At 70.2% G+C, this 12,767-nt stretch carries 9 protein-coding genes; 1 reads left to right on the top strand and 8 read right to left on the bottom strand.

The features are described from left to right. Window positions 1-47: 47 nt before the first annotated feature. The 8 genes from CMC5_RS26565 to CMC5_RS26535 form a co-directional block, all read right to left on the bottom strand. Window positions 48-1,973, bottom strand: coding sequence for a chondroitinase-B domain-containing protein (locus tag CMC5_RS26565; RefSeq protein ID WP_050433044.1), 1,926 nt, complete (start codon window positions 1,971-1,973; stop codon window positions 48-50). A gap of 122 nt (window positions 1,974-2,095) precedes the next feature. Continuing rightward, entirely contained in the window at window positions 2,096-2,566 is a 471-nt protein-coding gene (locus tag CMC5_RS26560) for a GNAT family N-acetyltransferase (protein WP_063796654.1), read from the bottom strand. Between the two features lie 29 nt (window positions 2,567-2,595). Further along, complete coding sequence (locus CMC5_RS44945; RefSeq protein ID WP_156338881.1) at window positions 2,596-2,796, bottom strand: hypothetical protein; 201 nt, start codon at window positions 2,794-2,796, stop codon at window positions 2,596-2,598. A 1,014-nt stretch (window positions 2,797-3,810) separates the two neighbouring features. Further along, window positions 3,811-5,961 carry a M56 family metallopeptidase gene (locus tag CMC5_RS48655; RefSeq protein WP_050433042.1) on the bottom strand — a complete coding sequence of 717 codons (2,151 nt, stop codon included), beginning with the start codon at window positions 5,959-5,961 and terminating at the stop codon, window positions 3,811-3,813. Continuing rightward, a complete protein-coding gene (locus CMC5_RS26550; RefSeq protein WP_082362819.1) occupies window positions 5,958-6,419 on the bottom strand; it encodes a BlaI/MecI/CopY family transcriptional regulator in 462 nt (153 codons plus the stop codon). Before CMC5_RS26550 ends, CMC5_RS48655 begins: the two co-directional genes overlap by 4 nt. A 97-nt stretch (window positions 6,420-6,516) precedes the next feature. Continuing rightward, window positions 6,517-7,929 carry an NHL repeat-containing protein gene (locus CMC5_RS26545; protein ID WP_156338880.1) on the bottom strand — a complete coding sequence of 471 codons (1,413 nt, stop codon included), beginning with the start codon at window positions 7,927-7,929 and terminating at the stop codon, window positions 6,517-6,519. A gap of 618 nt (window positions 7,930-8,547) precedes the next feature. Next, window positions 8,548-9,468, bottom strand: a complete 921-nt coding sequence (locus CMC5_RS26540) for a tetratricopeptide repeat protein (RefSeq protein ID WP_156338879.1) — start codon at window positions 9,466-9,468, stop codon at window positions 8,548-8,550. Window positions 9,469-9,492: 24 nt separating this feature from the next. Further along, window positions 9,493-11,136, bottom strand: a complete 1,644-nt coding sequence (locus CMC5_RS26535; protein ID WP_169796659.1) for a serine/threonine-protein kinase — start codon at window positions 11,134-11,136, stop codon at window positions 9,493-9,495. Window positions 11,137-11,526: 390 nt separating this feature from the next. Here CMC5_RS26535 and CMC5_RS26530 point away from each other — a divergent pair, with 390 nt between their 5' ends. Next, the gene (locus tag CMC5_RS26530) at window positions 11,527-12,750 is read left to right on the top strand and encodes a D-Ala-D-Ala carboxypeptidase family metallohydrolase (protein ID WP_050433037.1); all 1,224 of its coding nucleotides are present in this window, start codon (window positions 11,527-11,529) and stop codon (window positions 12,748-12,750) included. The last annotated feature ends 17 nt before the right edge of the window (window positions 12,751-12,767 follow it).

The raw sequence follows: 12,767 nt of genomic DNA, 5'->3' as shown, positions 1-12,767 counted from the left end.
GCCGAAACGCGTCACAGCCATCGAGACGCGCAGCAAGCTCGTACAGCCTATCCTCGCCCGCGCCGCCGCCGCGCCACCCCGAGCGCCGCCAGCATGCCCAGCACCCAGCGCCCCGCCCCACCTTCCTCCCCCTGCGGCACCCGGCACCCGCAGCCCCCCTCGCTGCCTTCTCGCTCCTCCCCCGCGCTGCTCGCCCCGTCTCCCCCTGGGCCCCCCGCGCCCATCGCCCCCCCGCCTCCTGAGCCCCCTCCCGCCCCACCATCACCGCCTGCGCCATCGCCTGCGCCCGCGCCGCTCGAACCCAGCTTCCCGCCGGGCCCGTAGACCGCCTCCTCCTGCCCCAGCTCCACCGCCCCCAGGTCGGGCGCTGCCCCCGAGAACCCATCGTTCACGTTCGCCAGCACTGCGCCCACGTCCACGGCCCCGCCGGACGCCGCCAGCGCAAACGACGGCGTCGCCGGCAGCGCGAAGGGATCCGCCGGGTACGCGATCGTCGCCTCGAACGCCTCCAGGTCCACCTCGACCCCATGCACCTCCGTCGTTCGCGCCTGCATCTCCGCGAGGCTCCCGAACGTCGTCGACCCCACCCGCCCCGAGAAGCTGCCGGCACCGATGGCCCCGAACCCGTCGAAATCGAACGAGCACGAAGCGGCCGCCGAAGGGAGCTGCATCACCCGCCCAGGACCGCTGTCGTACCCCGCGTACACCGCGCCGGGGCCGCCGAGGAACAGGTTGTTGCGGAACAGGGCGCGCGAGAACACGTCGCCCGTGTTCACCGAGAATGCGTCACCCGACTTGATCACGGTATTGTGCAGCCCTACGTCGCCGACCGAGCTGCGTTGCAGCTTGAAGGCCTGGTAGACGACCCCGTACATCACGTTCCGGAGGAAGTACGTCGGCCCGCCCAGGCTCGGCTGCGAACTCACCCCCATGAAGCTCCGCGTGATGCGGTTCTGGTACACCCGCACGTTCCCCATCGCGAAGTCGGCCTCGATGGCGTCGTCGGCGCACACATCCAGGTCGTTGCCGTAGAAATCGACCGATACCTGGTTCACGGCCTCGGCGCCTTCGAGCAGCGACACGCAATCCCGGAAGCCGCGCACCCGGTTGAATGCGATGACGTTCCCCGGGCCGGTGAGAGCGATCCCTTCGCCGACGTTGGCTCCGCTCTCGCCGAGGGCGGCCTCGGTCCACGCCGTCGCGCCGGTGATCACGTTGTCGAGGATGGCCGCGTTCTTCACCCCGCTCGCGAAGGCGACGATCCCGTCCTCCGTCGTCTCGATGGTGCAGCCTCGCACCACGATCGCCTCCGCGTCGTTGAACTTCACCTTCCCGTGCACCGTGAGCCCCTCGATGTGCACGTGGGACCGCCCGTCCATGCGCACGTCACCCGTGACGATGGCGCCGCCGGGGTTCGCGGCCCGGAGCACGAGCGGCTGACCCTCGGCGCCATCCCGCGTGACGGTGATCGGCCCGTAGGTCCCGTCCCCCAGCACCAGCACGTCGCCGGGGCTGGCAGCGGCGAGGGCCGCCCCGATCGACGCTGGCGTCACGGTGATCTCCGGCGCGCCCGGTGCTGCGGCGGGCAGCGCGCGGGTGGTCACGCTCAGCGTCTCCGTCGCGTCCCCGCCATCGGGGTCCGTGAGGGTCAGCGCGATCTCGTAGGTCGTCCCGGGCCGTAGCCCGAAGACGCTGCCGGCGTGCCGGTTCGCCCAGGAGAAGGTCGCGTTGCTGCCGGCGGGCACCCGGAAGAGCGGCATCGCCTCGCGAAAGTTCGCCTCACCTTGCGCGCGGTAGCGCACGGACACGACGCCGTTCGCGTTGGCGTCTCCCGACACGGCCCACTCCAGCGAGATGTTCTGGAACGTCGGGTAAGGTGCCGTGACCGCACCCGCGATCGTGGCGTCCTGCGCCCAGGCGACGCTCGCGCCCGACGCGAGGACGAAAGCAAGGAGGCTCGCATGCGGTTTCATGATCCGAGTGGCGCTCGGTCCTGCGCAGGATGCAAGCCCCTCGACCGGGCCGCATGCTCTCGGCAGAGGCCCCGCGCGTCATCCTGGTGATGAAGGAGGTCGGGAACGGTGGATGACCCGGCTCACCGTGAGCGGGAGAGAATGCTCAGCCCTGCGACGTTCGCTTCGACCTGCTGCCATCCCAGCTTCCCATAGAAGGGCGCATTGTCCGGCGTCGTGCAGAGATGAAGCGTATCCACGCCCGCTGTGAACGCGGTCGAGGTTGCCGCCTCGACCAGCGCTGCGCCGACACCGCGTCGTCGGTGCTGCGGGTCGACCCATAGCGCTGCCAGCCAGGGGGAGAGCGCTGGTCGCTCTGCCATGTCGTTCTTCACGATCGACACCGTTCCCAGAAAGGCCCCGGCGGATGACGCCACCAGCGTCGCTGGAAGGGCATCCTGGCCCATGCTTTCTCGGACCCGCTCTTCAATCTGGCCCAGGGAGAACCCCTCCTCGCGCCACCACGCATTCCAGACACGGTCTGCCACGGCGCGGAGGAAATGCGGCTGGTCGCTGATTGCGGCGATCTGGAGGGGATGCTCGTCGGGCTTCACGAATTCGACCGATGGCAGCGGTCGTGGGTTCACCGCTCGGAGGTGCTCTTACCATGACGGGCAGCATCGGCCACGGCGTGCGCTGTGCCGCGCTCCCCCATGGCGCTGGCATACGCCGCGCTGCGGGAGAGGTGCGTGACGGGCCCCGTGCGCTGAAGAGAGGTGGCCGCCGAGAGGCGACGTGCGGCGCCAGCACCCCCTGCCGTGGCTCGACCCTCCCCGTGATCCATCCAAGGATGCCGGATCCTCCGTACGACCGGGGCGGCTCGCCATGGCCTGAGCGGCGAGCCCTCTCATCCATGCCAGCGGTGCGCGTCCACTGCCACGGTAGGGCCCGGATGGGGTGACAGCGGTCCAAATATCCGTCTGGCACGGCTGGAGTGACTCCCGGAGGAGGGGGTGGAGGCTCCTGCACGTGGTTGGGGAAGCACGTGCAGGAGGTTGGGGAAGCACGTGCAGGAGGTGGGAGAGGCTCCTGCACGTGGTTGGGGAAGCACGTGCAGGAGGTTGGGGAAGCACGTGCAGGAGGTTGGGGAAGCACGTGCAGGAGGTGGGAGAGGCTCCTGCACGTGGTTGGGGAAGCACGTGCAGGAGGTTGGGGAAGCACGTGCAGGAGGTTGGGGAAGCACGTGCAGGAGGTTGGGGAAGCACGTGCAGGAGGTGGGAGAGGCTCCTGCACGTGGTTGGGGAAGCACGTGCAGGAGGTTGGGGAAGCACGTGCAGGAGGTGGGAGAGGCTCCTGCACGTGGTTGGGGAAGCACGTGCAGGAGGTTGGGGAAGCACGTGCAGGAGGTGGGAGAGGCTCCTGCACGTGGTTGGGGAAGCACGTGCAGGAGGTTGGGGGAGCACGTGCAGTCAGTGGGAGAGGCTCCTGCACGTGGTTGGGGAAGCACGTGCAGGAGGTTGGGGGAGCACGTGCAGTCAGTGGGAGAGGCTCGTGCACGTGATTGGGGAAGCACGTGCAGGAGGTGGAGGAAGCACGTGCAGAAGGTGGAGGAACTACCAGGTCGGCTTACCGGGATGACGACGTTGACACGACTGGAGGCCGAATTCGGTCGTTCTGGATGTCGGATTCTGGGGGGGCCGGCCGCCCAACGCAATCAGCGGGGCGGCGGCGTGGGATGCAAGGGGGGTAGTGTTGCGTCCTTGCTACCGCCACGGGGGGGCTTGCGAGCTGGGCGGGGGGAGCGCACTCGGGGGCCTGACCTGCGGTGAAGGAGGATCGCCGCGGTGGCTCTGTGCGTTCAGCGGCTCGGAGGGCTTGCCGGGCTGGGCGGGCTGGGCGGGCTGGGCAGGCTTGCCGGGCTGGGCGGGCCTGGAGGGCTGGGCGAGCTTGCCGGGCTCGGCGGGCTGGGCGGGCTCGCCGGACCCGGAGGGCTGGGCGGGCTCGGAGGGCTTGCCGGGCTCGGCGGGCTCGCCGGACCCGGAGGGCTGGGCGGGCTGGCGAGCTGGCCTCGCTTGACGATGATCTTGCGCTGCTTGTCGACGATCTTGCGCTGCTTGTCGGCGATCTTGCGCTGCTTGTCGGCGATCTTGCGCTGGGTCTCGACGTTCTCCAGCGCTTTCCTGGTCTCCTCGAGGGCCTTCTGGGCCTGCTTCTGGGCCTCGTCGTGGCGCTTCATGGCGTCGTCGAGCGACTTCGTGCGCCGCTCGGTGAGCGCCAGGTGCCTCCTCGACGACACGCTGGCCCTCTGCGCTTCCTTCAAGGCTTCTTCCGCATGCGCGAAGTGCTGCCGGAGGTCGTTCTCCGCCCGGCCGAGCTCACGCTCCACCTGGATCTGGATCTCGCGGTGGAGGTGCTGCATGGCCTCGGGGGAGGGGAACGCCAGCTGCATGGCCGCCTCGAGCTTCCGCTCGTCGAGATCGACGTGGAACGCAGCGCCGTCGTGCCGTCCCTGGCCGCCCGGGTGGGGGTGGTCGTCGCTGGCGTCGCCGTGGTCGTCGCCCTGATGGTGGGCGTCGCGGTTGCGCAAGGCTTCCCGGGTGGCCTCGCGGGCGATGCGCCGGGCTTCGCGGACGACCTTTCTCACGTCGCGCCGCACCTCGCGCTGGACCTCGCGCTGGACCTCGCGCTGGACCTCGCGCTGGAGCTTGCGGGTCTGACCGTGTGCTTCGCGCATGGCCTCTGCGACCTCACGCTCGGCTTCTGCGGCCTCGCGCACGGCTTCCTCGATCTCGCGTCGGGCCTCGGCGAGGTCGGCCTCGATCTGGTGATCGTCGCGGCGGGCGTCGTGCGCGGTGGCAGGGGGCTCGCCGGAGGGAGGCCTGCCGCCGCACGCGCTGGGGGCGAGGAGGGCCGTCGCGGCGAGCACCGTACCGATGAGCGGGAGGGTCCACAGGGGGCGTCGGTTTTCCTGGGCGAGGCCCTCGCCACGGACGAGGCGATCGACGCGCTGGCCCAGGCCGGAGGCGCCGCCGTTGATGGTGGCGACGGGCAGGCCCTGGTCCTGGGGGGTGGTCCAGCGCGCGACCTGCGTGAGGCACGAGGCGAGCGAGAGTGGCTCGGACGTGCGCTGGGCGGCCCAGTCGTCGGCGAGCAGCTCGGCGCAGTCGGCGAGGCGGCGCGCGGCGAGGACGTTCAAGGGCTGGAAGAAGAGCACCCGCTGGATGAGGCTCACGACGAGGCGCCAGAGGGGATCGCGGCGGACGAGGTGCGCGAGCTCGTGGGCGAGCATGGCTTCCTGGGCTTCCTGGGAGAGGTCCACGAGGGCGCGCGTGGGCACGCAGATCTCCGGGCGGATGAGGCCGAGGGCCATGGGAACGGTGACGCGGCCGGTGACGCTGAGGTGCGGCTCGTGGACGCGCGGGGGGCGCGCGGCGAGGACGAGGAGCGTCTCCTGCATCGCCGGGTCGGTGACGGCGCGGCGGTCCTCGATGCGCCGGGCGAGGGCGCGCCACGAGCGCCAGAGGCCTCCGCAGAGCAGGGCGGCGCCGAGGAGCCAGGCGGCGAGGACGAATTCGCGCCAGGTCCAGGCGGAGAGCATCGTCGTGACGGCCTGTCGGGGGGTCGTCGCTTCGGGGGGCACGGGGAGGGCCTCGCCGAGCAGGACGAACTGCGGGGCGGCCCCGAAGGGCGTGGTGCGCGCGGTGGCGAAAGGGACGTCGGTGGCAGGCCCGAGGAGGGCGAAGACCGGTGGGTCGAGGAGGGCCGCCGTCGTCATGTCGTGGGGGGTCTCCGTCGCGGGGCCCGCCACGTCCCAGGTGCCGCCCCAGGGCTCCAGCGAGGCGCTCATCTGCGCGGTCGCGGTGACCAGGCCGCCGAGGATCGCCACGCGCCAGACCAGCTCGCGCCACGCGGGATGCGCGCGGAGCGTCCGATCGAGGGCCCAGGCGAGGGAGAGGAGGATCGTGCTGTGGATCCAGTAGGTGAAGAGCCAGCCGAGCAGGGTGCTCATCGCTTGACCTCTTTCTTGCGCGGGCGCGCGTCGGGGGTCCGGGGATCGGTCGGCTTCGCCTCGGGCCGGTGGGTCTCGGCGGCCCGGGCGGCAGCGATCTTCTGTTCGAGGGCGGAGAGCTCGTCGGGCCGGATCTCGTTGCGCGAGATGAGGTGGGCCACGAGTTCTGCCGGATCGCCGCCGAAGAGGCGCTCGGTCAGCTCGGCCACCATGCTGCGCTGGACTTGCTCGCGGCTGACGGTGGGTTTGTAGATGAACCGGCGGCCGTCGGCGTGGTGCGCGACGACACCTTTGTCGGCCATCTTCTTGAGCATCGTCGCGATGGTGGTGGGCGCGAGCCCGCGCTCCGCGAGGAGCGCCTGGTGGACGTCGGTGACCGTCCCTTCCCCAAGCTCCCAGAGCACCTGCATGATCGCGAGCTGCAAGTCTCCGAGCTGCGTCGTCTTCGGCATTCCCATCGACCTCGCTGCGCCTCCTGCCAGGAGACGACTACCGGGTTAGTACTACCATGGTAGTTGTGACCGGTGCAAGGGCGTGTGCAGGGCTGGGAAGGCGTCAGGGCGAGAGGTGGCTGACGAACAGGTCGTAGCCACCGAGGTTGGTCATCGGCCAGCCGCCGACGTTCAGGGGGCCGGTGAAGGAGCCGCCCACGAACACGGAGCCATTCGAGCGGACGGCGAGGGAGGCGTATCCATACAGCTCCCAGCTCTTGCTCCACCCGTGGTTGCCCGAGGGGTCGAACCGCGCGACCAGGATGCCTGGGGGCAAGGGGCCGCCACCGAGATCCACGGTCGCTTCGAGGCCTACCTGCATCTCACCGGTGATCACGAGGATGTTGTTGCTCGGGTCGACGGCGATGTGACGGCCACGGAAGCTGCCAGGGTTGCCGCCTGGTGTGTTGGGGGTCCCGGCGAACGCGCGGCGGAAGGTCGGGGTGCCGTCGGCGGCGAACTTGAGCACGCTGAGCGAGCGACCCGAAACGCCGCTCTGCCGGTCGAAGCCGGTGGCGACCACGTTGCCGAGGTGGTCCGCAGCGACGGCGTGGATGGCCCCTTGCTCGGGGCCCGGGTTCGGGTGCTGGCTCCAGAGGGGGGTGCCCGTGGGCGAGAACTTGGCGACGAAGGCGTTGCTGCTCCCGGTGTCGGTGATGGTGGCGCCGCCGAAGTCGAACTGCGTGCCGTGGTGACCCCCCACGATCACGTTGCCGGCGCTGTCGGCGGCGACGGCGAGGGCTTGCTGGTCTCCTTCGCCGCCGAGGGCCCGGGTCCAGAGGGCGTTGCCCGCGGCGTCGAGCCGGGCGACGAAGCCGTCCGGTCCGCTGGCGCTGCTGGTGAGAGTGCCCGCCCCGAGGTCGAGGGTGCCCATGAAGGAGCCGGCGAGGAGCACGTGTCCCGTTGGGGCGACGGCGAGGTCGGTCACGATGGTGTCGAGCCCGCGGCTCCAGAGGTGCGCGCCGCTGCCCGCGAGCTTGACGAGGGTCACGCCGCCCAGGGCGACCTCCCCGCCGTCGACGCCGATCGGGCCGTCGCCCACCACCTGGAGGAGGACGTTGCCCTCTGGATCGGTGGCCACGAGGGTCGCGCGTTGATCGCCAGGGCCGCCAAAGCTGCGCGCCCAGAGGGGGGTGCCGCCCTTGTCGATCTTGACGACGAGCACGTCGGCCCCGCCGGCGCTGGTGAGGGTGGTGCCCGCCACGGTGAAGCTGTCCCTGAAGTTGCCGACGAAAAAGACGTTGCCACTCGCGTCGGTGGCGATGTCGACGGCGATCTGATCGCCCGGGCCGCCCATGCGCTTGTTCCAGAGGTTGTCGCCAGCGAGCGCCTGTTCCGCGGCGCCGAGGGGGTCGTCGCTGGAGAGGTCGTCCTCGTCTTCCTGCGCCGCCATGCAGCCCGGGAGCGTGAGGAGGAGAGGCGTGATGGCGAGGGTGCGGAGAATCGTGGACGCGCAACGATGGACGAAAGGACGCATGTCGGCCTCCAGGGGCAATGCCCTGTTGTGTGCCTCGATGGGCAATGCGGTGACGTCGCCCATTTGCACGCGGATGGGCCGAACTCCAAATCGTAAACGCGTTCTCGTGCTGATTTATCGTGGTGGGTAGCGATTTTCGATCGCCGGGAAACCCATCAATGTCGCGCGTCGCGGTGCGTTTGCCAAGGTGCTCTGGTGAGTACGTCGGTTTCTCAGCGGACTTTCGCGAATTCGCGATGCGGCAAAACCGTCCACCATCGCTCATTCGGCATGCGGTTGCCAAGGGTCATGAGGGGGCCCCCGAATGCGACGTCGGGTCCGTGGGCGAGCGAGGTGCAGGCGGGCCCAGTGGCTTCACGGTCGAGGGGCGAGCGGATGCTGTCGGCGTGATGCAATCGTGGGGCGGCGTGCCGAGGCGGGATACGCAATGCGGGGTGCTTGCATCACGCAATCGTGAGGCGGCGTGCCGAGGTGCACCACGCGATGCCGGTTCTCCCGGGCGCATGGCGGCCGGACTCGAACTCTTCGAGGGGCGGAGCGCGGGGCGACGACGGGGGACGACGAAGGGCGAGAGCACCCGTAGGCTGGCGTCAGGCTGTCGGTCGATGGCTGCCGCGGTCAGAACGAGCCGCGCAGCAGGAGCCCTGCGCCGTCGAGCGGCGGGCGGCGGGCGCTCTGGGTCGTGGTGTGGCCAGAGTGGCCGACGGAGCGCACGAGGAGCAGCGTGGCGCCGCTGCCCAGGCCGAGGCCGCCCAGGGAGAGCCCGAGCATGGACGCGGCGGTGAGGCCCGGCTCGTCCTCTCCTGCGGCGAGGAAGCCGGTCACCAGGCCGGTCACCAGGCCGACGGTGCCGACGCCGAGCGCGACGATGGCCGGGACCATCGAGCGGCGCGGGTTGAGCGGGGAGGGGAGCAGCGAGATCTCGAGGCGCGTCGTTTTGCCTTCGGGGACGACGATGGCCTTGGCGACCATCTCCCCGCCCTGTGCGCTGGCGATGACCATGTGCTCCCCCGGATCCACCGCGATGGGTCCGTCGAGGTGGGGCACGTCCTTGCCGTCGACCGTCACCTTCACCGCGACCTCGGGGGCGTCGGTGACGGTGACGCGCAAGGTCGGGATGCGGACGCGGATCTTGGCCAGCTCGACGCTCGCCTCGGCCTGCGCCTGGATGAACTCGCGAGGCGACATGGGTGGCAAGGTGTCCTCGGTGAGCTTCGTGAACTGCGCTCGTGCCTCCAGGAGGCGGCCGAGCTTCACGAGACAGAGGGCACGCGAGAAGGCGATGGGCGGCGCGTCGTAGCGCTGGAGGGCCTCGTTGTAGAAATAGTAGGCCTCCTCGTACTTGCCGTCGTCGTAGAGCTCGTCGCCCTTGTGGGTCAGCGCGCGGGCCTGCTCCTTCATGACCGCGGCTTTGCCCCAGCCGCCGGCCTGGGGTGCGGGTTGCGGCGCCTCGCGCCTCGGACCGGCCTGAGCCAGCGAAGGAGACGCCCACGCCGGCCCCATCGCCACGAGCAGGAGGAGCATCCGGATACCACGCATGTTCATCATCTTTCGTCCGCGTCCTCAGAAACCGAGCCGCCGCTTCACGCGCGGTGGCCGAAGCGGCCCTTCGGGCTCGCTGGTCGTCGCCGGGGTGCCGGTGCGCTGGGTGGTTTGCCGCTCGGTCGTCCCCGTGGCCGCTGGCGGCTTCGCATCGGGGCGCGAGGCCTCGTGCGCCGTGGGGGAGGCCGTGGGCGTCGGCTCCGCGTCCGGGGGCTCGGCGCTCGCGGGATCCGCCGTGGCGAGCGCCGTCACCGCCGCGGATGCCGTGGCGACCTCGGCGACGATCGACGAGGCCTGGGGCGGAGGCGCTGGGTCCTGCGCACGCGCCTCTTCGGACACCGTGGGCGATGGCGCCGCGTCTCCCGGCGCGGCGTCGGGCGGGGCTCGGTGGGACAGCATCCACACGAGCCCCAGCACCGTGAGGCCAGCGGCGCCCATGGAGGTCCCGATGAGCATCGCCTTGCGCTGCGGCTGGACGGGGGCCCCGGTCCTGTTGAACAGGCTCACCAGGGTGTCGGTCAGCGGTTGAGCGGCTGCCGGTCCCTCCACGGGCTGGCCGGGCTCCGACGGCGGTCTCGGTGACACGAGGAGCGCAGGCGCCGACGGCACACCGGGTGCGCTGGGCGTTCCCGGGGCCGCCGGCATCACGGGGCTGTGCGGGGAGGAGGGCGATGGGACCGGTGGGCGACGCGGGGGCGCAGGCGGCACGGCGCCTCGCGGGGAGGAAGGCGCTCCTGGCGAGAGGGGACCGCGAGGTGGGGAGGAAGGCGCTCCTGGCGAGAGGGGACCGCGTGGTGACGACGGCGTCGGAGCCACGAGGAACGGCATCGACACGGCCGATGGGCGCGTGCCCAGCATCTCCAGCAGGGCATCCACGAGGTCTCGCGCCGACTGGAAGCGCTGCTCGGGCTCTCGCGCGAGGGCGCGCTGGAAGAAGCGATCGATGTCCGCGGGCAGCTCTGGCGCGAGCGAGGAGGGGGAGGGGAGCGGGGAGGTCAGGATGGCGGCGATGAGCGAGCCGATCCCCTCGCCCTTGAACGGCATCTGCCCCGTCATGGCCCGGAAGAGCACCACCCCGAACGACCAGAGATCGCTCTGGATCCCGAGCGACTTTCTCCCCTGCACCTGCTCCGGGCTCATGTAGTGAGGGGACCCGACGATCTCTCCGGTGCGCGTGCTCTCCCCCGTGTTGGTGCCCTCGCCGGTCGACACGATCACGGATTTGACGATCCCGAGGTCCAGGAGCTTGACCAGGCTCTCGCCGTCCTCGCCGGTCACGAGAAAGATGTTCGACGGCTTGAGGTCGCGGTGCACGAGCCCCGCGTCGTGGATCCGCCGCAAGCCCCGCCCGATCTGGATGGCGAGCACCGAGAGTTCGCCGAGCGGGATCTTCCCCTCGCGCTTCAGCCGCTCGCCCAGGTCTTCACCGACGAGGCGCTCCATGACCAGGTACTGCTGGTCTCCGGTGATGCCGTAATCCTGCACATGGACGATGTTCGGGTGGCTGAGCTTCGCGGAGGTCCGGGCCTCGCGCTCGAACCTCGCCCGCGCAGCGCTCGACGTCGCGGCATCCGTCGCCATGAACTTGATGGCGACCTCGGACCCGAGCTGCACGTGGTCAGCGAGCCAGACGGCCCCCATCCCGCCGGCTCCAATCTGGCGCACCAGGCGGTATCGTCCCCCGACGACCCTGCCCGGTGCAGCAAGCGAGACATTCCCCACGAAAGCTCCTATCCGCGCGACTTTATCAGGGCACCCGGACCCGGAGAAGCTCCCTTCCATGCCCTCTCGGTGATGCTGATGCACTGCGTCTCATGGGTCGCGGGCCTGGTCCGTGCTCACCAGGAACCCACTGCGACGGCGTGGCGAGATGGGTACAGCTTCGTTTCATCCTGTAAGGTCACATCCCTTTGCGGGACGTGGAGGGTCGGAAGGACGTGAGGAGCGCTGGTGCAGTCGCAGTCACAGTGAACGATTCGTCGTTCTGCGTGTCGCACCAGGCGCACTCTGTGCTGGACCGCACGTACGACGCGTCGGAGCACGCGAGGAGTCGGCATGGGAATCCGTGACTTGATGAACCCGACCGGCATCGCTCAGCGGCCGGAGCTGACGGCGCCCGCGCTGGGGTCTGCGCAGCTGTTCGACCCGAACACGTCGGGGACCCCGGGCGGGTTCACGGAAGGCACGAGCCTCCCCGGGCAGAACACGCAGAGCTTCTCCAGGACGATGTCAGATGCCGGCACGGCCGCCGATGGCCAGCTCGGCACGGAGCAAGCCGATGGTGCTTGTTCCACGTGCCCGTTCGTCCTCCGTCTGGAGCACCGGAGCCGCTATACCGCCATGCCGAAGTATTCGGACCAGGAGTGGGTGCCGCGCGAGCGGTTCATCTTCCTCGTCGGGCAGGGGCGTGTGCTGAGCGTCCGCGTGGCAGAGCCCGAGGGGGCCGTCGCGACGTGGGAGGTGACCCCCGTCGGGGCCTACAGCGGCACGGTGGATCCCAGCACGGGCTCGGGCAACCGCTTCGACTACACGCCCGTCGTCACCGAGCGGCAGCGCACGGAGCACCCCCGGGATCCAAACCAGACGACGGACACGAGCACCCCCATCCTCATCGGCTACCGGCGTCCCAACAGCGGCATCCAGTACCGCATCAAGGCCACGGTGACGCACAACGGTCACACGCAGGAGGTCGAGGAGACGGTGGTGCAGGACGAGCGCGACATCATCCGGCAGGAGTATGTCGACTACCGGACCTGGCGTGACGGGTTCAGGCTTCACGTGCCGTACCGGAACCGCATCGTCGAAGCGAGCGATCCTGCCCTCCGTGGCAACTACAACCTCGTCCTCGATTCGGCCATGACCGCGCTGGCCCAGGAGGTCCGCGCGAACTGCGCAGGTGCGGTCCGGATCTCGAGCGGGTGGCGAAACCCGCGGCGCAACCGCGCGGTCAACAGCACGGCTGCCAACAGCAACCATCAGCATGGTGGCGCCGTGGATCTCCAGCCGAGCGGGACCTCGAACGGGACGCAGGGCACGGTGCAGCACCGCGCTGCCTACCTGGAGCTCTACAACGCGGCGCTGGCGACGCCCCACAATTCCGTGCTCCTGGAGCGCAACGCCACGCCGCTCTATCCCCGGAACGAAGCTGTGCCCGTGCCATCTCCGGCTGATCCGGACACCAACGCCGATGGTGTGCCCGACAGGTTCGATCCGGCGTTCGGCCGAGCGAACCACGTTCACATCGATCGCAGTCCGCCGAACGAGTCGGAGGACGACTGAGCGGGGGCGCGCGCGCT

Source organism: Chondromyces crocatus, from assembly GCF_001189295.1.
Lineage (GTDB): Bacteria > Myxococcota_A > Polyangia > Polyangiales > Polyangiaceae > Chondromyces > Chondromyces crocatus.
Note: the sequence above shows the minus strand (reverse complement) of the source record. Positions and strands in the feature narration are given on the sequence as shown.